23 protein-coding genes, 2 tRNA genes and 1 pseudogene are annotated in these 22,611 nt (G+C 41.7%); all 26 read right to left on the bottom strand.

The annotated features are described in order from the left end of the window. Positions 1-289 precede the first annotated feature (289 nt). Positions 290-1,789, bottom strand: coding sequence for a lysine--tRNA ligase (gene lysS / locus ACQYAC_RS13575; protein WP_012008682.1), 1,500 nt, complete (start codon positions 1,787-1,789; stop codon positions 290-292). Between the two features lie 90 nt (positions 1,790-1,879). Next, on the bottom strand, positions 1,880-2,881 hold the full coding sequence (gene dusB, locus ACQYAC_RS13570; RefSeq protein ID WP_061406505.1) for a tRNA dihydrouridine synthase DusB: 1,002 nt from the start codon (positions 2,879-2,881) through the stop codon (positions 1,880-1,882). Next, positions 2,874-3,107 carry a helix-turn-helix domain-containing protein gene (locus ACQYAC_RS13565; RefSeq protein WP_144487653.1) on the bottom strand — a complete coding sequence of 78 codons (234 nt, stop codon included), beginning with the start codon at positions 3,105-3,107 and terminating at the stop codon, positions 2,874-2,876. Before ACQYAC_RS13565 ends, dusB begins: the two co-directional genes overlap by 8 nt. After that, positions 3,059-3,562, bottom strand: coding sequence for a 2-amino-4-hydroxy-6-hydroxymethyldihydropteridine diphosphokinase (gene folK, locus ACQYAC_RS13560; RefSeq protein ID WP_429943469.1), 504 nt, complete (start codon positions 3,560-3,562; stop codon positions 3,059-3,061). The genes ACQYAC_RS13565 and folK overlap by 49 nt, the downstream gene beginning before the upstream one ends. Continuing rightward, positions 3,559-3,921 (bottom strand): dihydroneopterin aldolase, encoded by a 363-nt coding sequence (folB, locus tag ACQYAC_RS13555; RefSeq protein WP_081042369.1) that lies wholly within the window; start codon positions 3,919-3,921, stop codon positions 3,559-3,561. Before folB ends, folK begins: the two co-directional genes overlap by 4 nt. Further along, positions 3,914-4,771 carry a dihydropteroate synthase gene (gene folP / locus ACQYAC_RS13550; RefSeq protein ID WP_058015852.1) on the bottom strand — a complete coding sequence of 286 codons (858 nt, stop codon included), beginning with the start codon at positions 4,769-4,771 and terminating at the stop codon, positions 3,914-3,916. Before folP ends, folB begins: the two co-directional genes overlap by 8 nt. 9 nt (positions 4,772-4,780) lie before the next feature. After that, entirely contained in the window at positions 4,781-5,629 is an 849-nt protein-coding gene (gene pabC, locus ACQYAC_RS13545) for an aminodeoxychorismate lyase (RefSeq protein ID WP_429943468.1), read from the bottom strand. Next, entirely contained in the window at positions 5,626-6,219 is a 594-nt protein-coding gene (gene pabA, locus ACQYAC_RS13540; protein WP_058015850.1) for an aminodeoxychorismate/anthranilate synthase component II, read from the bottom strand. The genes pabC and pabA overlap by 4 nt, the downstream gene beginning before the upstream one ends. Before the next feature lie 13 nt (positions 6,220-6,232). Next, positions 6,233-7,651: an anthranilate synthase component I family protein gene (locus ACQYAC_RS13535; protein WP_429943467.1), complete on the bottom strand. Its 1,419-nt coding sequence runs from the start codon at positions 7,649-7,651 to the stop codon at positions 6,233-6,235. 124 nt (positions 7,652-7,775) lie between these two features. Further along, positions 7,776-8,699 (bottom strand): cysteine synthase A, encoded by a 924-nt coding sequence (cysK, locus tag ACQYAC_RS13530; protein ID WP_012008673.1) that lies wholly within the window; start codon positions 8,697-8,699, stop codon positions 7,776-7,778. A 77-nt stretch (positions 8,700-8,776) separates the two neighbouring features. Beyond that, positions 8,777-9,679 carry a peptidyl-prolyl cis-trans isomerase gene (locus ACQYAC_RS13525; RefSeq protein ID WP_224925996.1) on the bottom strand — a complete coding sequence of 301 codons (903 nt, stop codon included), beginning with the start codon at positions 9,677-9,679 and terminating at the stop codon, positions 8,777-8,779. A 52-nt stretch (positions 9,680-9,731) separates the two neighbouring features. Then, entirely contained in the window at positions 9,732-10,607 is an 876-nt protein-coding gene (hslO, locus tag ACQYAC_RS13520; RefSeq protein WP_058015849.1) for an Hsp33 family molecular chaperone HslO, read from the bottom strand. Positions 10,608-10,622: 15 nt separating this feature from the next. Next, positions 10,623-11,399 carry a type III pantothenate kinase gene (locus ACQYAC_RS13515; RefSeq protein WP_180309719.1) on the bottom strand — a complete coding sequence of 259 codons (777 nt, stop codon included), beginning with the start codon at positions 11,397-11,399 and terminating at the stop codon, positions 10,623-10,625. A 162-nt stretch (positions 11,400-11,561) separates the two neighbouring features. Further along, positions 11,562-13,466, bottom strand: coding sequence for an ATP-dependent zinc metalloprotease FtsH (ftsH, locus tag ACQYAC_RS13510; protein WP_034620893.1), 1,905 nt, complete (start codon positions 13,464-13,466; stop codon positions 11,562-11,564). A gap of 95 nt (positions 13,467-13,561) precedes the next feature. After that, positions 13,562-14,101 (bottom strand): hypoxanthine phosphoribosyltransferase, encoded by a 540-nt coding sequence (gene hpt / locus ACQYAC_RS13505; protein WP_003217950.1) that lies wholly within the window; start codon positions 14,099-14,101, stop codon positions 13,562-13,564. After that, positions 14,098-15,520 (bottom strand): annotated as a pseudogene (gene tilS, locus ACQYAC_RS13500) (tRNA lysidine(34) synthetase TilS). Before tilS ends, hpt begins: the two are co-directional and overlap by 4 nt. A gap of 96 nt (positions 15,521-15,616) precedes the next feature. Beyond that, positions 15,617-16,624 (bottom strand): protein kinase domain-containing protein, encoded by a 1,008-nt coding sequence (locus ACQYAC_RS13495; protein WP_144463331.1) that lies wholly within the window; start codon positions 16,622-16,624, stop codon positions 15,617-15,619. Further along, complete coding sequence (locus tag ACQYAC_RS13490) at positions 16,608-17,342, bottom strand: vWA domain-containing protein (RefSeq protein ID WP_003217969.1); 735 nt, start codon at positions 17,340-17,342, stop codon at positions 16,608-16,610. Before ACQYAC_RS13490 ends, ACQYAC_RS13495 begins: the two co-directional genes overlap by 17 nt. Positions 17,343-17,419: 77 nt before the next feature. Next, positions 17,420-19,903, bottom strand: coding sequence for a stage II sporulation protein E (spoIIE, locus tag ACQYAC_RS13485; protein WP_058015845.1), 2,484 nt, complete (start codon positions 19,901-19,903; stop codon positions 17,420-17,422). Positions 19,904-20,107: 204 nt separating this feature from the next. Continuing rightward, positions 20,108-20,179 (bottom strand) — tRNA-Glu (locus ACQYAC_RS13480). Between the two features lie 26 nt (positions 20,180-20,205). Further along, a tRNA-Met gene (locus tag ACQYAC_RS13475) sits at positions 20,206-20,279 on the bottom strand. Positions 20,280-20,456: 177 nt separating this feature from the next. Continuing rightward, a complete protein-coding gene (locus ACQYAC_RS13470) occupies positions 20,457-20,855 on the bottom strand; it encodes a S1 domain-containing RNA-binding protein (RefSeq protein WP_003217901.1) in 399 nt (132 codons plus the stop codon). 82 nt (positions 20,856-20,937) lie between these two features. Continuing rightward, entirely contained in the window at positions 20,938-21,312 is a 375-nt protein-coding gene (locus tag ACQYAC_RS13465) for an FtsB family cell division protein (RefSeq protein ID WP_003217952.1), read from the bottom strand. Between the two features lie 18 nt (positions 21,313-21,330). After that, positions 21,331-21,969, bottom strand: coding sequence for a spore cortex biosynthesis protein YabQ (gene yabQ / locus ACQYAC_RS13460; RefSeq protein ID WP_061406497.1), 639 nt, complete (start codon positions 21,967-21,969; stop codon positions 21,331-21,333). Beyond that, positions 21,966-22,274, bottom strand: coding sequence for a sporulation protein YabP (yabP, locus tag ACQYAC_RS13455; protein ID WP_003217974.1), 309 nt, complete (start codon positions 22,272-22,274; stop codon positions 21,966-21,968). Before yabP ends, yabQ begins: the two co-directional genes overlap by 4 nt. A gap of 74 nt (positions 22,275-22,348) precedes the next feature. Beyond that, positions 22,349-22,609, bottom strand: a complete 261-nt coding sequence (locus tag ACQYAC_RS13450; RefSeq protein ID WP_003217975.1) for an RNA-binding S4 domain-containing protein — start codon at positions 22,607-22,609, stop codon at positions 22,349-22,351. Between the last annotated feature and the right edge of the window lie 2 nt (positions 22,610-22,611).

Genomic DNA, 22,611 nt, shown 5'->3' with positions numbered 1-22,611 from the left:
TTTCATAGGATTTTTTTATAAAAACTCGAATTAACAGGTACGTTTTGTCTTGTTTAGTTTTCAAAGATCATATTCGTTATCGCTCTTAAGCGACTTTAATATCTTAACATTTTGTATCGGTTAAAGTCAAGAAGTTTTTCAATTTCTTTTTTTAACCTCGCTGCTGTTTTGCGGCAACGAATAATAATATACCACCTTGATTCTTTCCTTGCAATAGTTTTTTTAAAAAAAGTTTCATTTTATGAAAAATAAAAAGCGCCATAGTTATAATGGCGCTTTAATTGATGTATTAGCGGTTTCTCATTTGTGGGAAAAGCAGTACATCTCTGATTGATGGAGAATTTGTTAATAGCATGATTAACCGGTCGATACCGATTCCTAGTCCGCCTGTTGGAGGCATACCATATTCTAATGCTTCAACAAAATCATCATCCATTAGATGCGCTTCATCATTTCCTTCTTCACGTTCTTTTAATTGAGCTTCGAAACGTTCTCTTTGATCGATTGGATCATTTAGCTCTGTGAATGCATTAGCATGTTCACGGCGTACGATAAATAGCTCAAAGCGATCTGTGAAGCGAGGGTCTTCAGGATTTTTCTTAGCTAATGGAGAAATCTCCACTGGGTGTCCGTAAATAAATGTAGGCTGTACCAAAGTTTCCTCAACTTTTTGCTCGAAGAACTCATTGATGATATGACCTACTGTCATGTTTTTCGTAATTTCAATTCCGTGATCAGCTGCATGCTGTTGCGCTTCTTCTACGGACATCTCCTGCCAGAAGTCTACACCAGTTGCTTCTTTGACCGCTTCAACCATATGGAGTCTCTTCCATTCAGGCTTGAGGTCAATTTCATCTTCTCCATATTGAATCGTGGTTGTTCCTAGTACCTCTTCGGCAATATGAGCAATCAGGTTTTCGGTTAGGTTCATGATGTCTTTATAATCTGCGTAAGCTTCGTAAAGCTCGATCATAGTGAATTCTGGGTTATGGCGAGTTGATACACCTTCGTTACGGAATACACGGCCAATCTCGTATACTTTCTCTAGGCCACCGACAATGAGGCGTTTTAAGTGCAGTTCAATCGCAATACGCATATAAAGCGGCATATCCAGTGCATTATGATGAGTAATGAAAGGACGTGCTGATGCACCACCAGGGATGCTGTGCATTGTTGGTGTTTCAACTTCTAGGTATCCTTTAGAATCTAAGTATCTTCTCATAGATTGGATGATCTTGCTTCGCATGATGAACGTCTGCTTACTTTCTGGATTTACAATCAGATCAAGGTAACGCTGACGATAACGTTGTTCAACATCTTTAAGTCCATGATATTTATCAGGAAGCGGGCGAAGTGCTTTTGTGAGAACCTCAAAGCTAGTCGCTTTAATAGAAAGTTCTCCTACATTCGTTTTAAATACTGTTCCTGTTACACCGATAATATCGCCTAGGTCTGAGCTTTTGAATAATTCGTAAGCTTCTTCTCCTACACTATCTTTACGAACGTAGATTTGAATTTGTCCTTCTAAATCTTGTATATGCGCAAAGCCAGCTTTCCCTTTTCCGCGCTTAGTCATCATACGTCCAGCGATTGTCACTTGGGCAGACTTTTCTTCTAAGTCTTCTTTAGAAAACTCATCGTATTCAGCAATAATTTGGGCAGATTGATGAGAACGGTCATATCGTTCACCGAATGGATCGATACCCTCTTCTCTCATTTTATTCATTTTGTCACGTCTGACCTGGAATTGGTCATTTAATTCTTCGTTATTAAGCCCTTCATTACTCATTTATATCACTCCATTAATGTATTTTGCAGAGAAAAGCAGAAAAACTGCCAGTACATGCACTAGCAGTGAGCTACAAAAAGAAAGATAGTCTTATCCTACTTTTATACTTTGAAGCTCTTTTGCCTCGGCTTCGATCGTAAAGTTATCAAGAACTTGTACAAGCTCCGCTCTCGTTTCACTCTGATTGATTTGATTTCTCACGTCCGCATTGCCTCGGACACCTTTTAAGTACCATGCTGCGTGCTTTCTCATTTCTCTGACAGCCACATGCTCGCCTTTTAGATCAATGAGTCTGTCTAAGTGAAGCTTGCACACTGACATCTTCTCACGTACGTTTGGCTCTTCTTTCAATTCACCCGTTTCTAAATAATGAACCGTTCGGTAGATCATCCATGGGTTTCCTAGTGCGGCTCTTCCGATCATGACAGCATCTGCACCCGTTTCATCAAGCATACGTTTTGCATCCTGAGGGGTTTTGACATCTCCATTGCCGATGACTGGAATGGAAACAGATTGTTTGACCTCTTTTATAATATCCCAATTCGCTGTTCCTTCGTACATCTGCACACGTGTCCGTCCGTGAAGCGCAACCGCTTGTCCACCTGCTCTTTCAACAGCACGGGCATTGTCGATAGCGAAGATATGATCTTCGTCCCAGCCCATTCTCATTTTCACCGTAACAGGTTTATCTACAGCATCTACAACAGCAGAGACCATTTCATAAATCTTGTTTGGATCAAGCAGCCATTTCGCTCCTGCATCACATTTCGTAATCTTCGGCACAGGACAGCCCATGTTGATATCAATAATGTCCGCTGTGGTATTCTGGTCTACAAACTTTGCCGCTTCAACGAGAGTGTCTTTTTCTCCTCCAAATATCTGAAGGCTCAAAGGCTTTTCCCGTTCATCAATGTATAGCATACCCATTGTTCTTGCATTGTTGATCAGGATCGCCTTATCACTGACCATTTCAGCGCAGACTAAACCTGCTCCAAACTCTTTCACTGTCAGTCTGAAGGCAGAGTTGCACACACCAGCCATAGGCGCGAGCACCACTTTGTTTTTAATGTCGATATCTCCGATTTTAAACATCATTTCCCCTCCTTTCTTCTTCAAGAATTGGCGAAAGTTCTTCCACCGTTATATTTAAAGCATCTGCTATTTGACCAACCAATTGGTTTGTTGGTAATCGATTGCCACGCTCAATTTCTCCTAAGACAGAGACAGAGATGCCCAGTCTTTTCGCGAACCCTTCCTGAGTATACCCTTTTAGCTTTCGGTATGCACGAATTCTTCTACCCCACATGTCTTTTTCCATATGCTTACACCTTCTTGGTCTGTTACGGCATTTATTTGTACTTCGCCGATTTCTGGGCAAATCTCACTCATCGGAATGAGAACGAATAAACGTTCGTACATTCTAGGATGCGGCACTACAAGCTGTTCTGTTTCAATATTTTCACGATTATAAAGTAAAATGTCAAGGTCAGCAGTTCGCGGTCCCCATCTCACTTCTCTTGTTCTGCCTAACTCTTGCTCGATTTTCTGAGTAAGTGCCAGTAATTCATTTGGACGAAGCGAGGTGGAAATTTTCACAGCCATATTTAAAAAGTCATCTTGGTTTTCGTAACCTACAGGTGTTGTTTCATATATAGATGAGATCGATTCTACTTGAACATCTGGATGTTCGTGCAGTTTTTTCACAGCTTCTTTTAAATAGGTTTCCTTTTTCCCTATGTTCGAACCTAAAGCAATGTATGCGGTATTGTTCATGCGCGCGATCTCGTCATTTCAATGGCAACGGACTGATAGTGTCCTGGAATTGGTGGATCTGGTTTGATTACCTTCACTGTACATTCCTGAACTGTCGGAAAATCCTTTAGCACTTGGCTCGCAATTCTTTCTGTCAGTGTTTCAACGAGGTTGACTGGTTCACCCTCTACAATGCTTTTGCAGATTTGGTAGAGCTCCGCATAATTGATGGTCTGATTGAGGTCATCAGTTTGTCCGGCTTTACTTAAATCAAGTGAAGCTGTTAAATCCACACGGAACCGCTGTCCTAATTTATTTTCTTCTGCAAATACGCCATGGTAGCCGTAAAATTCCATTCCATTTACATATACTTTATCGATGATAAGCGCCTCCCTTATTCAGCATGGCATCCATCATTTTTGCCATTCTTGCGATTTCTTTTACATCATGTACGCGAACCATCGCACTGCCTTTTTGAATCCCAAGACAGACCGTGGCCCCCGTTCCTTCAGTACGTTCTTCCGGTGGCAGGTCTAAGACAGCTCCGATGAATCGTTTTCGAGATGTAGCTAAGAGCAGTGGATACCCAAGGTGACAAAAATGTTCGAGCTCATTCATGACCATCAGGTTGTCCTCTTTATTTTTCGCAAACCCTACACCTGGGTCTAATATGATCATGTCATCACGGACACCGGCTTGTTTCGCAATCTGAACACTTTCTTTCAAATCTGCGATCATATCTGAAATCAAATGTGTGTAATTTCGCTCTGGCCGATTGTGCATTAAAATAATCGGCACATTGTGCTTCGCTGCCACATGCGCCATTTGAGGATCTGCCTTCGCTCCCCATACATCATTAATGATGGAAGCTCCGGCTTTCACTGCTTCATCTGCCACATGGGCTTTATACGTATCAATGGAAATCGGTACATCCAATTCTTTCGTGATCTTTTCAATGACGGGAATGACTCTTGAAAGCTCCTCTTGTTCTGAGACAAATGCCGCTCCTGGGCGAGTCGATTCTCCGCCAATATCAATGATATGTGCCCCGTCCTCTATCAGCTGTGCTGCATGTGCCAGCGCTTTATCTACTTGATTAAACTTTCCTCCATCTGAAAAAGAGTCAGGTGTGACATTTAAAATGCCCATGACCAATGTCTTTTCTTCATAACTAAGGGTGTGGTGCTTGGCTTGTATGACTTTAGGCTGCTTTATCACTTGTTGTGTCATTGTGTCCACCTACTCTTTATAATCTAGACGTTCTTTTGTATATTGTGCTCTCAATTTCGTTGAGAAGATCCGGCTGTTTTGGGGAAGGGAGATTTCCCCTATACTTCTGAAAGGCACAACCCCTTGAACAGAATTGGTCATCCATGCCTCATCAGCTGATAGCAAATGGGAGACTGGGTATCGCCCTACTTTTAGTGAAGCCTCCATCGCTTGGAGTGTTTCGATACAATATCGACGAGTGACCCCATTTAAAATGCCTGTATCAAGTGACGGTGTATAAATCACATCGCCTTTTCGCCAAAATACATTGGAGGTAATGCCTTCTGCCACATCATTTTCTTTTGTTAAAAAGATACCTTCTAACTTCGGGTCATTTCCCACTTCTCTTTTTGCGAGCAGGTTGTTCATATAATGGTGAGACTTGAGGCGCCTCGGACCTTCCGGCGTATTTCTCCTCGTTTGAAGAATGACTCCCTGTTTCTCATCTAAAACAGATTCGGGTCGGCATGGAGAGATCATGACAAACACGACAGACTCTTCATAAGGATCTGCAGAAAATCCATTGCCCCTGCCCGCAGAAACATTGAATCGAATTCTCGCATGACCATCGGCTAATTCGTTTTTATTTAGTAAGGTATGAATGATGTCGAGTACAAATGGTTTCTCTATTGTGGATTCGATGCAAAGGTCACGCAATGATTGGTTGAGCCTTTCAAGGTGCCAATCTAACAGAAAGACTTGTCCTGCCAGGCTGGTAAATGTTTCGAATACACCGATGCCATATAGAAAACCATGATCAAAAGGAGAAAGAGTCGCGTCTTTCTCCTCTATATACTGACCGTTCAGATAAATGATCATGCGTTTACTTCATGCCCCTTTTTACGATAGGTTTCAATGAAATTTTTAAGCATTTCTTTTCCGAAGGACGTCATAATCGATTCAGGATGAAACTGTACACTTTCAATTGGCAGCTCTTTATGGCGAATGGCCATGAGCTCGCCTTCCTTTGTGCTGGCTGTTGCGTCAAAGCACTCCGGCAGCGTTTCATTTTTGACAATTAATGAATGATATCTCGTTGCGACAAGCGGATTTTGGAGTCCAGTGAAGACACCTTTTCCGTCATGTTCAATCTCTGACGTTTTACCATGCATTAAGCGCTCAGCACGAACGACATCCCCTCCAAAGACTTGCGCAATGGATTGATGCCCTAGGCATACACCGAAGATCGGAATACTTCCCGCAAAGTGCTTGATTGCCTCCATACTAATTCCCGCTTCATCAGGACTGCATGGCCCTGGAGAAATCATGAGAAAATCTGGCTTGAGTTCTTCGATTTCTTGAATGGTTACTTGATCATTCCGTTTCACGATCAATTCTTCTCCAAGCTCACCTAAATACTGGACCAGGTTGTACGTAAATGAATCATAATTATCAATCATTACTATCATGCTCTGCTCACCTCTAACTCAAAATAGTCTCTTCTTTGCTCAACTGTAATGCTTTTTTTACTGCATAGGCTTTTTTAATCGATTCTTTATATTCGTGCTTTGGTACAGAATCGATGACGATCCCAGCACCCGACTGCATAAAGGCTTTGCCTTCAGTGCAGTACGCCGTACGAATGACGATGTTAAAGTGCATATCTTGATTAAATCCAAACCAGCCTATAGATCCAGTATAAAGCCCACGCCTTGTTGGCTCAAGCTCTTCTATGATTTCCATTGTTCTCACCTTTGGAGCACCTGTAATTGTGCCGCCTGGGAATACGGCTCTCATGACATCTACTGCATCACAATCATCACGCAGCTCCCCTTGTACGTTGGATACAATGTGCATCACATGTGAATATTTCTCAATCGCCATAAATTCGTTCACTCTTACTGAGCCATAAGTGGACACGCGTCCAAGATCATTTCGCTCAAGATCGACGAGCATCACATGCTCCGCGCGTTCTTTTTCATTTTCAATGAGCTCTTTTGCCAGCGCTTGATCCTCAGCATCGTCTTTGCCTCTTGATCTTGTACCCGCAATCGGTCTTGTTTCTAATTGAGTCCCCTTTTTCTTAATCAGCAGCTCTGGAGATCCACAAACAATTTGGAAATCAGGCGTGTGCAAATAAGACATATAAGGAGATGGATTGACTTGACGTAACGTTTTGTATAAATCATAAGGGTGGGTGTGGAGCTGTTCATCTTGTCTGATGGATAAATTCACTTGGAACACATCACCGCTTGCGATATATTGCTTAATCTTCTCTACTGCTTCTCCAAAGGTCTCTTCAGTAAAAGGTGCTGCTGGTAAAAATTCTGCAGAAGGTTCATAAACAGGTGATTGTGCTGATTCGATTACAGAGCTTGTCCACTTTTGCTTCAAATCTTCAAGTCTTTGATGAGTGACACTCACAGGTTCCGCTCCCTCTGTGTGAGTAATCAGCCACAACATATTTTCCTTATGATCAAAGACTGCAACATCATTAAACACGAGAAAGTAAAGATCAGGTGTTTTCAGGTCATCAATGGACAGCATCTTAAAATGCTCAATATATCTAGCATAATCATAGCTTAAAAATCCAATCGCCCCGCCTTGAAAATCAGGGTATTCCTCATTCGTTTCGGTTTGAAGGGTTTGGAACCAATCCGTAAACGCTCTGAATGGATCGCCTTCTTTAAACAGCACCTCATCTTGATAATGGATGGTTGTCATCCCATCTTTCCCCTTCGCTTTAGCGATTGGGTGAATACCAGCAATGCTGTAGGAACCGCCGCGAGCACTTTCAAGCAGAACATGGTGTGTTTCGCCAGCAGTTAGTTGTTCGTATCTTTCCAAGAATGCATCTTTCTTAAAAGGAATTTTGATGCCCATCGGCCTGCGTTGTGTCATGTTATCATCCTTTTTCATTTTCATTAATCTTATTGTAATGCAATCCAATTTATTTAGAAAATAGTATTTGCTTTCCATCTACAGATTTCATAAAAAAACCCCAGCAAATGCTGGGGTAATTGGTTTAATCGAATTGATAAAGAGGTGTGCTGAGGTAACGCTCCCCATTACTTGGGATGATTGCGAGAACCTTTTTCCCTTTACCAAGTTTTTTCGCCGTTTGAAGTGCTGCGTAAATAGCTGCTCCTGAAGAAATACCGCCAAGAATTCCTTCCTCTTTCGCTGCTTTTCTTGCAAGCTCAAATGCATCTTCGTTTTTCACTTGGATAATGCCATCATATACTTCCGTGTTTAAGATGGAAGGAATAAAACCTGCTCCAATCCCTTGGATTTTATGTGGGCCCGGCTTTCCACCTGATAATACAGGAGAATCTGTCGGCTCTACCGCATAAAGCTGAATCGATGGGATGGCTTCTTTTAGGACTTCGCCAGCACCCGTAATTGTGCCGCCCGTACCAACACCTGCAATAAATGCATCAAGCTCGCCGTCAAACTGTTCAAGAATTTCTTTTCCTGTAGTACGACGGTGAATCTCCGCATTGGCTTCGTTGCTAAATTGCTGAGGCATGAAGTAACCGTGCTCTTCTGCCAATTCTTCTGCCTTTTTGATGGCACCTTTCATTCCTTCTGCACCTGGAGTTAATACAAGCTCTGCACCATAAGCACGTAAAAGGTTACGGCGCTCCTGGCTCATTGTGTCTGGCATCACAAGAATGGCGTTAATTCCTTTAGCTGCCGCTACCATTGCAAGACCGATCCCTGTGTTTCCGCTTGTTGGTTCGATGAGCGTGTCGCCGGCTTTTAAAGTACCTTTCGCTTCAGCATCTTCGATCATCGCTAACGCAATACGATCTTTCACACTGCTGCCCGGGTTCATATATTCAAGCTTCAAGTAGACATCCGCACTGTCTTCATCTACTAAACGGTTTAATTTAACGACTGGTGTATTTCCTATTAGTTCAAAAACTGAATTTGCAATACGAGCCATCACTAACACCTCTATCTCCGAGTAATTTTATTGTATTAATATTAAATTATCAATTTCGAAAAATTTTGTCAATGCTTTTAGTCCTGCTCGCCATCGTAAAACCATGTGACTTTTGCTTCTTTCCACAGAGTTTTGACATTCGCCTTTTCACCTAGATCTTCCATGGCAATCTGCCTTTTGATCTGATTTTTGACTTCTTCATACGAGAAGGAGCGGCCATCTAATTTTTCTTTCAATTGAATAATGGCATACCCGTTTTTGGTCTCGATCGGTTCTTTTGTCCATTCATCTGGCTGAAGCTTTTGAGCTTCCTGTATGTATAGGGCTGGGATACTTTCTTGTTCTTCCGTCACAAACCCAAGATCTCCGCCATATGGAGAGGTGTAGCGGTCAATGGAGCGTTCAGCTGCCACCGCCTCGAAGCTAGATCCGCCTTTCAGATCCTTCAAAACATTTTCAGCTTCACCTTTTGTCTTCACGACGATATGACGAATACGGTATGAATCATCATATTGATATAAGTCCTTGTTTTTTTCATAAAAGGATTTCGCTTCTTTTTCAGAAACGACAGCATCTCTCGTTAAAAGCTGCTCTAATAAAATTTGATAACGAATCTGTTCTGTCCAGTCCTTTTCACTCGTATGTCCATCTTCGTAGAAATTATTAGATACCGCCTTAAGCATCAGCAATTCACGATTGATTTCTTTTGAGGACACCTCAAGCTTGTTTTCTTTCGCAAGCTGATTGACCACCTTCTGATTAATCATTTGCTCAAGTGTTGCCTTTCCATAGCGGTCTTCCATCTTCTTTAACCATTCTTGACGTGTCACCTTCTCTTTTCCAATCGACGCGATTTCTTCACCGCTCTTCCCGTTTGAAGAAGCCTGTGACATTTGCGACTTTGTTAATACATATGCAATGACAACGGCATTGATCATAAGCAACACGAGAATAAATGTCCATACCACTCTTGCTTTCAGTCTCATCTTTCGTCTCCTTTCCATTCTAAAAAGAAAACCCGCTGCTTAGAGCTTAGCGGGTTATTTCTTCACGTAGCTCTTCTAGCTCTTCTTTTGTAAATACATACGTTTCGTTACAAAAATGGCATTGAGCTTCTGCTTGTCCTTCTTGTTCAATCATATCGTCAATTTCGGCTTTCCCTAGGCTGATAATGCCATTAGCAAAACGTTCTTTTGAGCAGTTACAAGAAAATTCGACAGGTACAGTTTCTAAAATTTGAGGTTTTTCTCCGAGTACTTCTTCTAAAATTTCTTCTGGTGTCATCCCTTTTTCAATGAGTTTAGAAATGGGTTCAATGGTTGAGAGCCGCTTTTCTAATCTTTCAATGACAGCATCTTCTGTTCCAGGCAGCAATTGAATGATGAAACCGCCAGCTGCGAGAATCGAGTTATCTGGATTGACGAGAACCCCTACACCTACAGAGGAAGGCACTTGCTCAGAAGAGACAAGATAATAAGTGAAGTCATCTCCAATTTCACCTGAGACGATCTCCGTTTGCCCTGTAAAGTGATCTTTCAGTCCGATATCTTTCACAACACTTAACGTTCCAGATGTCCCGACTGCACGTCTAACATCCAGCTTGCCATGTTCATTTAAGTCAAAGTGGACTTGTGGGTTTGAGACATATCCGCGCACTTGGCCCTTTGCGTTTCCATCAGCAATGATGGCACCGATTGGTCCACCGCCTTCAATTTTGACCGTTAGCTTATTTTCGCCTTTCAACATAGCACCCATCATGACTGTAGCAGTCATAGTTCTGCCAATCGCTGCTGATGCTGTTGGCCATGTATGGTGTCTTCTTTGTGCTTCATTGATTGTATCTGTTGTGTTTGCAGCATATGCTCGGACTTTTCCGTCATATGCTAACGCTTTAACTAAGTAATCCATTCGATTTTAAACCTCCTATAGTACACCGACACGATTACGTTCATAAATGAGTTGAAGTCCTTTTAATGTTAAGAACGGATCGACAATATCAATGCAATCTGATTCATTTCCAATCAATGTCGACAAACCGCCTGTTGCAATGACTTTCGGTGTTTGTTTCGCTTGCTGCTTCATCCGTTTCACTATTCCCTCGACTTGCCCAACATATCCATAAAGGATGCCGGATTGCATCGCACTGATGGTGTTTTTTCCAACAATGTGTTCTGGACGGACAATTTCAATTCTCGGCAGTTTTGCTGCTCTTGTATATAAAGCCTCTGTTGAGATGGTAATACCAGGTGCAATCGCCCCACCCATGTATTGTTTTTGTTCATTGATATAGCAGTAGGTTGTCGCTGTACCGAAGTCTACGACAATGAGAGGTGCCCCATAAAGGTGAATCGCCGCTACTGCGTTCACAATTCGATCAGCCCCGACTTCCTTTGGATTGTCACACATAATGTTTAATCCAGTCTTCATTCCAGGCCCTACAATTTGGGGAGTTATGTGAAAGTACTTCTCGCACATTCTTTCTAATGCAAACATCATTGGCGGGACAACAGACGAGATGATAATTCCTTCTATTTGGTCAAACATTAGCCCGACATAATCAAATAAAGACCTGATGGCCATACCAAATTCATCTTCTGTTTTATGACGGCTTGTTTCAATTCGCCAATGGTAGTTTAGTTCGCCATTATGATAAACACCTAAAACGGTATTTGTGTTCCCTACATCTATCACGAGTAACAACTTCATCACCACTTTGAATAGTTTCTCAAAAAGAGCATTTTTCGACTTTCTATCATACCATACACGAATTGAGTTCCATTTGTAAACAATTCGAAACCGATCCATTCAGGAATTGAAATAAAAAAAGCTGCCGGTGATCCCGGCAGCTTTCACAGAGGGAGATTAGATCTCCTCATCTTCTTCTTTTTTCTTGATGTTCACTTTCACATCATCATTCTTCTCTTCGTCATCTGCGTATACACGCTCTGGAAGCTTTCCAGTTTCGTAAAGAGATTTAATTTGTTCAGCATCTAATGTTTCAACTTCTAGAAGGGCTTGTGCGATAATTTCTAGCTTATCTTTGTTCTCAGTGAGAATTTGTTTCGCACGTTCGTAGCTGTCCTTGATGAAACGCTGAATTTCTTGGTCAATCTCGTAAGCAATGGCTTCACTATAATTCGGCTCGTTGTTAAAATCACGGCCTAGGAACACTTGACCACCTTGTGCTTGACCGAACTGAAGCGGACCAAGCTTATCAGACATACCGAACTCAGTAACCATTTTTCTTGCAATGCCTGTTGCACGCTGGAAGTCGTTGTGAGCGCCTGTGCTTACTTCACCAAACGTAATTTCCTCTGCAACACGACCGCCGAGCAAGCCGACAATTTTATCAAGAAGCTCTGGCTTCGTTTGGAAATAACGGTCTTCTCTTGGAAGCATGACCGCATATCCGCCTGCCTGACCACGAGGAACGATCGTTACTTTATGCACCATGTCCGCTTCGTCTAGGATAAGACCAATGACGGTATGACCTGCTTCATGGTAAGCCACGATATTACGTTCTTTCTTCGAAATGACGCGGCTTTTCTTCGCCGGCCCAGCGATGACACGATCAGTCGCTTCGTCGATATCACGCATATCAATTTTCTTTTTGTTATGACGGGCAGCAACAAGTGCTGCTTCGTTTAGTAAGTTCTCAAGATCTGCTCCAGAGAACCCAGGTGTTCTGCTTGCAATGGCTTTCAAGTTCACTGTATCATCAAGCGGTTTGTTTTTCGCATGAACCTTCAGTACTTCTTCACGGCCAATGACATCTGGGCGGTCAACCGTAATTTGACGGTCAAAGCGTCCCGGACGCAGCAATGCAGGATCTAGGATATCTGCACGGTTCGTCGCAGCGATGATAATAATACCTTCGTTCGCACTAAAACCATCCATTTCAACAAGAAGCTGGTTAAGCGTTTGTTCACGCTCGTCATGACCACCGCCAAGACCGGCTCCACGCTGACGACCCACTGCATCAATCTCATCAATAAAGATCAAGCATGGTGCATTCTTTTTCGCATTTTCGAATAAATCACGTACACGTGATGCACCGACACCGACGAACATCTCGACGAAGTCAGAACCACTGATGCTGAAGAAAGGAACGCCTGCTTCTCCTGCAGATGCTCTCGCAAGTAATGTTTTACCTGTACCTGGAGGTCCTACTAGTAAAACCCCTTTAGGAATTCTTGCGCCAAGCTCCGCAAATTTACGTGGATCCTTCAGGAATTCAACCACTTCTACAAGCTCTTGCTTTTCTTCATCTGCACCGGCAACATCTTTAAATTTCACACGTTTCTTCTCTTCTGTGTAAAGCTTTGCCTTACTTTTACCAAAGTTCATAACACGGCTTCCACCGCCCTGAGCTTGGTTCAATAAGAAGAAGAACAGGATAAAGATGATGATGAACGGAATGATGGTTGTCAAAACTTGCAGCCATCCATTTGTTTCAGGTGCGGGTTCTACTTTTACATCTGTATTCTTCAGTGCACTGTAAATCTGGTCAACACCTTGACCATCTGGAACATGGGTAATGAAGTATTCATCTTTCTTCGCGCCATCTAATTGACCACGAATTTCATAAACCCCTCTTACAGGCTGAATGGAGATACTCTCCACTTTTCCCGCACTTAGATTTTGCGAAAATTTGCTGTAAGACATGTTCTCAGGCTTTTGATTAGGGGATCCTAACCAACTGACTACCCCTATCACAAGTAATAAAATAAGTATATAAAAAATCGTATTACGAAAAACCCGATTCATTCCTTACCTCCTCCCACAGTAAGCACAACTATGTTCAATAGTATCATAGAAAATCATTCCAATACAACCAATAACCTCATGTATACGTATGCTGATTAGCCTTCGTAAACAGATGGTTTTAACACTCCAATATACGGGAGGTTTCGGTAACGTTCAGCGAAATCCAATCCATAGCCGACAACAAATGCATCTGGCACTTCAAATCCAACATAATCTGCTTTGATGTCTGCTTTACGACCGCTTGGTTTATCAAGCAATGTCACAATTTTTATGGAGTTTGCTTTACGGTATCGGAAAAGCTCTACCAGATAGCTCAAAGTTAACCCACTGTCGATGATATCTTCCATAATTAAAATATCTCTTCCTTCAACAGAAGTATCTAGATCTTTAATGATCTTTACTTCTCCTGAAGATACGGTAGATTTTCCGTAGCTAGATACATCCATAAAATCAAGTTCTAAATATGTATCAATGTGTTTGATCAGGTCTGCCATAAATGGAAGAGCCCCTTTCAATACACCAATAGCCAGGGGAAATTTACCATCATAATCGCTGGTTAATGTTGCACCCAGTTCCTTCACTTTTTGCTGGATCTCTTCTTCTGAGATCAAAACCTTTTCAATATCTTGTTTCATGCTTTTGCTTGCCCCCTACAAATTTTCATGCTGTCTATATTGTAATACAATGAGATCGCTGTTTGTCATATCAATTTCTTCAAAAACGGATTTTTTCAGACCTGGGATCCAGATGATTTGATGATCCGAGTCAGTGACGATCGGCCAGCTGTCTCTTTCTGCAAGAGGCACTTTTTTATCAATAAATATATCCTTCACCTTTTTTGATCCATTCATCCCTTTAAGTTTAATTCGATCACCATTTTTTCGTGAGCGAATGATCAAAGGGAAACGAACATGATCTTTTTGAAGCAAGAAAAAATGGTTTCCGTTCCGTGCATCCTCCGGAACATGATTTGATACCACAATAGACTGCCCATTTGGAAGGAAAAGCTTCTCTCCAAGTTCGCCCTTTAAGTGAAGAGCATAAGACTGGTCTAGTACAAGCGATCGTTCAAAGGTAAACATACAGTAATCATAAGACTTGACAGCTTGTAAACCTTTTGGCAAATCTAATGATCCAGACGGTTGTTCGGTATGAGATAACCAGTCCAAAGTCCCTAGAATATGCTGGTTTGAAAACGCTGATTGAGTGTTTTCATAAAGATAGTTTAATATTAGTTGAATGCCTCTTCTTTGTAAAGGCAAAGGCAGGTCAAGCAAAGGCTTCGTTTTGATCTTAATTTGCTTAGGCGATTGATTCGTTATCACTTGGTTCATTTGTTCCTTTGTTAATGCCTGCAAGTATTGCTCATCTTCAGTCAGCATATCACTTACAAACTGAAAGCTTTCATGTACATGAGGTGCCTCTTCTTTTAACACGGGAAGAATGTGTCTTCTTACCCGGTTTCTCAAGTAGTCATCTGTGTGATTGCTTTGATCAATGACATAGGGGATATGTTCTTTTTCACAAGCGGTCAGCACGTCATCCTTGGAATATCCAATGAGCGGCCGAATCAGCCATCCACCTTGATAAGGACGTTTTGCTTGGATACCTGCGAGCCCTATTCCAACTGTCCCTCTCACAAGCCTCATCATCATTGTTTCTACTTGGTCGTCCCCATGATGTGCAAGCGCTATAAATTGAGCGTTGTATTGCTCCATCAATTGACGAAAGAAAGCATATCTGCACTCTCTTGCAGCTGCCTGTTTGTTTAAGTGGTTTTCTTTTGCATATTGGGCAACTTGTATGCGGGCCGATTCAAAAGGAATTTCTTGCTCCTTGCAGTATGCCTCAACAAATGCCAAATCAGCAAAAGATTCTTCTCCTCTGAACATGTGATCTACATGGGCTGCAATCAGCTGAAAGGAATCTTTGCGACGTTTGTTTAGTTCGTGCAGTAAAAGCATGGAATCTGGTCCGCCAGAAACCCCGACAATGACTGTCGTATTTTCAAGGTAAACATCATGTTTTTTCAAAAATGATTCAATTCTATTCACAACTTCCTCCTCACAAAGAGCAGGTAATTTAAAGATATACATATCCTATCACTTTCAGTAGCTCCAAGCAAAGATGAAGCCTGCTTTTTTACAGGTCTATAGCAGGAACAAAACTACATATGCACAGTAAAGAGCAAGTACACTGCACACGATAAGAATAGTTTCAAAAAGCCCACCCGATTTTTTGCGTACTTGTGTTCTTTTTGCTGCTGCAACTCTCGATCGTGAAGTCACATGTTGATTTTGTTGAACAGCGGGCTTTTGCCCGTTTTTTTTCTGTTGCTTCTTTTGACTCGCTTTTCTTGAAGCGATCAGCTGTCCTTCTTTCAGCATCGCACTCTTCATAGCCGCCGCTGATTGATATTTACCTTGTAGAGCAGCCTTTAACACCCTCTCATATTGCTTTAATAAAGGATGTCCTTCAATGGCTCTGTAAAGCTGCTTTTCTGGTTCTGCCCCTTTTTTGAATTCTTTCTTATACGCACAATTCACCATTACCATGCTTAAGGCAAATAGATCATAGGATGGCTCTGCCTTTCTTGTGCCGAATCCCCAATAGCCTCGATCAAAAAACTCTGTATATTCCTTGATTGCCCTGCCCGCTTTTGTCGTTCCCCCTACATCAATGCACCGAATCGCGGCCGGGGGACCTGACACGATGAGATTATCTGGCTTCAAGTCACCAAATATCCACCCTTCTTGATGTAAATGAGCCAAATTAGATAAAAGCTGAACCATTAAAACGACGATCCACTCATCACCTTTTTGTTTGACAAATTCCAGCAGTAATGGGCCTCTGACATACTCCATCACATAAAAGGAACGCTTTTGAAGCATGCCGGGATAAATCGCATCATCCATATCATAAAAAGAAGGCCCCATGGTTTTCACAGGAGCCTTAGAAAAGGATTTTAATACATTGACTTCAGATGCAATGAGCATACTGTCATCACTCACTTTAAGGGCTACTTGACCATTTGGCGATTCGGCTAGATAGACAATACCGTTCGCCCCTTTTCCTAGCTCTTTTACAATGCGGTAATGATGGTGATGCCATTTCCCTTGAATCACCGTGCCTAACGGAATGTTAGAAGCCGAATTCATCATGCTCTTCCTTTGCTTCAAGCAGCCCTTTACGCGAACGAACTGATTTGAAATGCTGGAGCGCTTCTCGAAGCGCTGGTCCAGTTGGAGTGATTCCTCCTGTGGTCAGTTTCGGGAAAATAGATGATAGTGAATCGAATCGAGGCGTCCAATTCAACACAATTTCAGCATCTGAGTTTTTCCCGGGAAATATACACATCCCAAACTGATTTTCACCAATTCTTGAATTTAAACTAATGGAAAGATCAATGAGTGCTTCTTTAACGGTCGGCAGCTTCGGTTTCATACTTGCACTTGTATCAACAAGCACAAGTACTTGAAGGTGAACTGTCTCTCCTAACTCATCGACTACTTCCATCACTTCCCCGCGCTTATCAGGCGGAAGCTCTTCTATTTCAGTATCTTTGCCAAGTATTTGCTGCAATTCTTTATTCACAACACCTTGTAAGGTTTGTGTCATCGCTTTTTTTGTGACCATTTGTACCGTTTGAGATAACTGCTGGACGTAGACAACTTGATGAATGCCTCCGCCTGCTAGAGCAATCCCCTCAACTTCTTTCATTGCTTCATGATCGTGTCTGTTTTCCTCCATAATGCCAATGACATTGACTGTAATCCCTTGTTCCTTTGCCAATGAGGCAATCGCAAGTGGATCTTCCCCGTGATTTGAGCAGCCATCTGTAATCAATAAGATTTGGTTTACGTGACCTTTTCGCATCTTCATTCCTCCTGGGATCGTAACTGAATGCTTTATATCCCCATCATCGCCAGAAGAATTTCATATTATACGATATTTCAAGAAATCTCTTGTTTCTCAAGATAGAATGTACCCGTCGGAATGGATGCCCATTTTGGAGTATTGTGATCAAGCCTGATGACAACAACCGTCATATCGTCGTCAATTTGACCCGATCTTGTTCGAATGACCTCTTCCATTAATAAATCAGCAATCTCTTGCGGATCTTCTGTTTTAAAGCTTTTCATTTTGCGCTTCACCCAGAGATCATGATTTTCAATATGCTTTGGTCCTTCGAAAATGCCATCACTCATCATAATCAGCAGATCTCCTGCCTTCATCTGTTCACTCACAACCTCCACTTCAAATTCATCAATAATTCCAATCGGTAAGTTGCTTGCTTGTACCTTCATCACCTGATCACCCCGTTTAATAAAGCTGGGTGTTGAACCAATCTTGAGGAACTTACAGCTCGCATCCTGTAAATCAATAATGGATAAATCTAATGTTGAATAGATTTCATCTGTCGTTCGTAAAGATAAAATACTATTAATGGTTTTGATCGCTACTTTTTCATTGATACCTGATGCCAATATTTTTTCTAACAGCTTAATCGTTTCATTGCTTTCAAAATGAGCCCTTGCTCCATTGCCCATTCCATCACTAATAGCTGCGGCATATTTGCCCGCACCCAGCTCCATCATACTGTAGCTGTCTCCAGACACTAATCCTCCGCCTTTTGCTGCATGCGCTACGCCTGTAGCCACTCGATATGATTTTGCAGAACCAAATACAACGTGGCAATAGCCTGTTGGGTGCTCTGCACACTGCTCTGCTTTGACTAAAATCTGTTCTTCTAAAATATCTGAGAGCATAGGGGCGATGATTTTTTCACATTCACCATGCCCTTGGCAATATGGGATTCTCATTTCAATATCGACATTCCCCTGCTCTAAGCTATAAATTTCTACTTGCTGAATTTCAATTCCAAAGTGTTGAAGTGCTTCTATCATCTGCTCTTCTTGAATAAAATGCTGTTCTCTTTCCCGTTTTATTTCCCGGGAAAAATCCTCCATCACTTGTGAAACGCCCATCAGTTGTTCAGCTACCAGTCGTCTGCTGTCTTGGACCTTTTTCTTCAGGGTCTGATTGGCTTTATAGTAAGCGATCTCCTCTTCAATCAATTCCTCTACATGTTTTGATTTTGAGCAGTGCTGGCTAAATTTCTTCTTCAATTTCCGGTTTTGCTCGTAGGTTTTTTCATCAGATTCATGCATAACTTGTTTCATCAGTTCATAGGTTGTATCAAAGTTCTGCACCCAGCATTTATTTTTCTTATAGCACGTTTGACAGGATCGTTCTGTGATCGTACTTAAAAAAAGATCTACATCCTCTTCCTGTTTTTTTTCTTCAGGAATGGATTCGTAAAATGTCGCAAAACTCTCAGACAGCGCATGAAATACATTAGAAAATTGGTCTACCTTTTTTGCTGTCACATCTCGTACTTTCCGGGCGTATTGCTGCTGTTCCTGTACATGCTCTACCGTACCAGGAATATATTTCGCTACCTTAGAGGTCACTGATTGTGGCGTGAGCAAGAAGAGCGCAACCGCAATCAATGATTCATATAACGTGGTTATGAGTCCTGCTGATCCTTCTCCGTACAAGGAAATAAGTAAGGAACCCACAATTAAGCCAATGGCTGCTCCTGCTTTCTTCCCCTCTTTCAGCAATCCCCCTAATAAACCTGAAAAGGCAAGAAGACTCATCTGATAAAGGTTTCCGATATTAGCGAGACCAAGAATTAATCCAGTGACGACACCCACTGTACAACCAATACTCGCTCCTCCAATAAAAGCAAAGCTCAGCACTACATATCGTGACAAAATATGTTCTGCCTGCATTCCTTGAAATGTGATCCCAGCCAGACCTGTTAAAACTGAGGCAATCAAAATCATAAAACAAATAATTTCTTCAACCTTTAAGGAGTGTTTGATTTTTCTGACTGTAAAAATCGGCAGGCTTTGAAGGAAAATCAGTGTCAAAATGAAAGCAAGTCCTGCTTCGACACCCGCCATGACGTAATCGTAGCTTTGCACAGCACCTTGCTCTAGGTAAACAAATGCTCCTCTGGTGATCAGCATTGACAGCACAATGACAACCGGCAATGTTTTCACTGGGTCTTTGATGATGAAAGAAACCACCTTGGACATCAGAAGGAATACGATCAGCGACGCAAACACAAACAATGCATTTTGAGGTGATATCGTCATAGCTCCAGCAAGTAAAGCGAGACAAGCGAGCATGGACTTATCTCTTTTGATAAGCAGCATGGAGCCAAAGAAAGGCAGAGCAAACGGCATAATTTCAGATAATATAAAGGCTCGTCCTAATAAAAAACCAAGAACGACATAAATAAACCCTTTATAGAAAAAAAGAGAATGCGTATGATGAAGAAACAGGTTTTTCATCTTTTTTAACCCTGTACTGATTCTTTCAAACCCCGCTCCTGTTAAATCAGTTCTTCTTTCTAGTTTTTCCATCTTTTCATCCCCCACCTGATATTCGTTGCTTGTCATTATAGCGAAGGTGAAAAAGAAATTTTGTCAAAAGAAGTTGTCGTTTCCATAAAACGTTCGACGCTTTATTCGTCAAAGAGGCATACTTTCATGAAAGTCGATGTCTTTCATCAGAATTTTACGAAGACACAAAAAAACAGCTTTCCTAAGGAAGGCTGTTTTCGAAGATGACCCGTACGGGATTCGAACCCGTGTTACCGCCGTGAAAGGGCGGTGTCTTAACCGCTTGACCAACGGGCCTTGCTTTTATGTTCTAATCAAAAGGATAGCGGCGGAGGGGATCGAACCCCCGACCTCACGGGTATGAACCGTACGCTCTAGCCAGCTGAGCTACACCGCCATAATGAAAATGCGCTAAGAAGCACAAGATCTATAATACAAAGGAATCGCTTGTCCGTCAATAGGAAGTTTTAAATTAAATGACGAAATCTCAAAAAATGTCGTATGGATCAAGATAAAAAGCACCTGCGGTCAGCAGGTGCTTTGTTGTGAAAGATATATAGAAAGCAGCAACAAGTTAACCTCTTCTTGCTCCGCGTCCCCCACGTTTTGATTCCGTGTTACGTTTTAAAGATGTTAAGCGGTCTTCACTATCTTTTAAGAATTTGTTCATTTTTTGCTCAAACGATTCCTTCGGACGGAAATCATTTCTGCTCGGTCTTGATTGTTGTTGTTGAGGACGATCTTTTGCTTTTTTAATGGACAAGCCGATTTTACCGTCTTTTTCAACGTTAATCACTTTCACTTCAACTTGTTCACCGACTTTTAAATGCTCATTAATATCTTTTACATAGTTATCGGCTACCTCACTGATATGAACGAGACCAGTTGAACCGCCTGGCAACTCCACAAAAGCTCCAAAATTTGTAATGCCCGTAACTTTCCCTTGTAACTTGCTGCCAACTTCAATCGACATAAAAAAAGTGCTCCTCCTTAGACTTATAAAAAAATCTCATTTGTTCAATTATACATAAACTGAATTTTAAGTGTCAACAAGGCTAATCGCTCTTATTGCCCACATCAAAGATTTTTTCGCCTTTTTTGGACATATAATAGTCCCGTCGTGCCAGTTCGAGTACGTATTCCTTGCTTTTCAGCTTTTTAATTTCATCAGAAATATCTTCCTGCTTTGTTTGTAATTGCTTCAATTCTTTTTCGAGTGCAACCTTCTTCTCTTCTTTTTCCTTTAATGAAGACGATTGCGACCAGAGGGCACTTGTCACCAAGACAGCAAACATGAGCACGATCACACCAAACACGGTAAGCCTTCTTAGGAGTCCACGGCGTTTGCGTTTTAAGCGCTGTGCTTGCTGTTCCATTTGTTTTTGATAATCATTTTGAATTTGTGCGATATTTCTTTTTCTCTTGTTCAAGGTTGAAGGCCTCCTCTCTTACTTTGTCCAGAATTGTTTCCATTTCGTTTTGATGGTACCAGATAATTTCTTGGTTCCTTGTAAAATTCCTGCTCCTTTAGAGAAAAACAATCTCATTGATGTTCGCCATTTTTCGGGAATCCGATGAATGATGGTCACATTAAGTAACCAGATGAGCGGATAACAAACAATGGACAGCACCTTCCACACGAGCCGAAACGTAAAATGAACAAGACGTAAGAGCAAGTGGAGCAAGAACATAATAGCACTTATGATTAAGGTCATCAGCCAGCGGATTGGCTGGAAGACGATGGACTTGACCAGCCGTTTCAAGATGAGAGCGGCTTGATACACACACATCACCATAAACTTGAGAATATTCATATACAGCTGTTTCATCAATGCCTGATACATCGAGAAACCTAGTGCAACAGCTAGAAAGATATAAACCCTGAATTCTCCCTCATTTGTCAGCAGCAGAACATAAAAGAATAAGAGTCCCTGTACCAGCCAAAAAAGGAGATCGTGTATGATCAAAAGCCATTTTGCTGTCTTTTCCCGATTCACAAACAGCTTGTACGTATCAAGCGATGCGCCCAGCCAGATGCCCATCGCTACCATCGAAAGCATCGTATAAAACTGGACTGTCAGCGTCATTTAAACAGCTTGCTAAAAAATCCTTTAGCTTTCTCCCCGTGCTGCTCATCTACATAAATTAAGTCAAAGACACGTCCTTTAATCGACACAACGCCTTTTTCGACGTCTAGGTTTTTCATTTGCAGATTTTCTCCACGGATAGCGAGAATCCCCATGACCGTCTCAAGCAGAAATTCTTCATTATCAAAGCTTTCCACCTGTTTGACGCCGGTAATATCTAAATGCTTTCTGTTTCGCATTGTGATATTGTGTTCCGCTTCTGATGACAGCTTCGTGCCTTGAGGTTGATTATAATATTGATTCATTTATACATCCCCCATATCTCATACTTGCATTGTTACTGCATTGTATGTGATAGGAGGATCATTTAGAACAAGCCCTATTCCGCTGTTTTTTCTTCTTTTAGCACAGTATACATGCCAGCGGCTTCTTCTTTTTTCGTTGTGTCCTTTAATTCGTTCACTTGAACCGTCACTAGTTTTTGTCCAAAACGGATTTTAAGCTCGTCTCCTTCTTTCACGTCAGAGCTGGCTTTCGCCTGTGTGCCGTTAATAGAAATTCTGCCTTGATCAGCGACTTCTTTTGCCAATGTTCTTCTTTTTATTAAACGAGACACTTTTAAAAATTTATCTAATCTCATGT

The sequence above is a fragment of the Bacillus sp. MM09(2025) genome (assembly GCF_050496725.1).
Lineage (GTDB): Bacteria > Bacillota > Bacilli > Bacillales > Bacillaceae > Bacillus > Bacillus pumilus.
Note: the sequence above shows the minus strand (reverse complement) of the source record. Positions and strands in the feature narration are given on the sequence as shown.

Bases quoted from the DNA above. Each gene is read 5' to 3' on its own strand.
- lysS (WP_012008682.1), bottom strand. From the start codon at position 1,789: ATGAGTAATGAAGGGCTTAATAACGAAGAATTAAATGACCAATTCCAG.
- dusB (WP_061406505.1), bottom strand. From the start codon at position 2,881: ATGTTTAAAATCGGAGATATCGACATTAAAAACAAAGTGGTGCTCGCG.
- ACQYAC_RS13565 (WP_144487653.1), bottom strand. From the start codon at position 3,107: ATGGAAAAAGACATGTGGGGTAGAAGAATTCGTGCATACCGAAAGCTA.
- folK (WP_429943469.1), bottom strand. From the start codon at position 3,562: ATGAACAATACCGCATACATTGCTTTAGGTTCGAACATAGGGAAAAAG.
- folP (WP_058015852.1), bottom strand. From the start codon at position 4,771: ATGACACAACAAGTGATAAAGCAGCCTAAAGTCATACAAGCCAAGCAC.
- pabC (WP_429943468.1), bottom strand. From the start codon at position 5,629: ATGATCATTTATCTGAACGGTCAGTATATAGAGGAGAAAGACGCGACT.
- pabA (WP_058015850.1), bottom strand. From the start codon at position 6,219: ATGATAGTAATGATTGATAATTATGATTCATTTACGTACAACCTGGTC.
- ACQYAC_RS13535 (WP_429943467.1), bottom strand. From the start codon at position 7,651: ATGACACAACGCAGGCCGATGGGCATCAAAATTCCTTTTAAGAAAGAT.
- cysK (WP_012008673.1), bottom strand. From the start codon at position 8,699: ATGGCTCGTATTGCAAATTCAGTTTTTGAACTAATAGGAAATACACCA.
- hslO (WP_058015849.1), bottom strand. From the start codon at position 10,607: ATGGATTACTTAGTTAAAGCGTTAGCATATGACGGAAAAGTCCGAGCA.
- ftsH (WP_034620893.1), bottom strand. From the start codon at position 13,466: ATGAATCGGGTTTTTCGTAATACGATTTTTTATATACTTATTTTATTA.
- hpt (WP_003217950.1), bottom strand. From the start codon at position 14,101: ATGAAACAAGATATTGAAAAGGTTTTGATCTCAGAAGAAGAGATCCAG.
- ACQYAC_RS13495 (WP_144463331.1), bottom strand. From the start codon at position 16,624: ATGAATTCGGCTTCTAACATTCCGTTAGGCACGGTGATTCAAGGGAAA.
- ACQYAC_RS13490 (WP_003217969.1), bottom strand. From the start codon at position 17,342: ATGCGAAAAGGTCACGTAAACCAAATCTTATTGATTACAGATGGCTGC.
- spoIIE (WP_058015845.1), bottom strand. From the start codon at position 19,903: ATGGAAAAACTAGAAAGAAGAACTGATTTAACAGGAGCGGGGTTTGAA.
- ACQYAC_RS13470 (WP_003217901.1), bottom strand. From the start codon at position 20,855: ATGTCGATTGAAGTTGGCAGCAAGTTACAAGGGAAAGTTACGGGCATT.
- yabQ (WP_061406497.1), bottom strand. From the start codon at position 21,969: ATGACGCTGACAGTCCAGTTTTATACGATGCTTTCGATGGTAGCGATG.
- yabP (WP_003217974.1), bottom strand. From the start codon at position 22,274: ATGAATCAATATTATAATCAACCTCAAGGCACGAAGCTGTCATCAGAA.
- ACQYAC_RS13450 (WP_003217975.1), bottom strand. From the start codon at position 22,609: ATGAGATTAGATAAATTTTTAAAAGTGTCTCGTTTAATAAAAAGAAGA.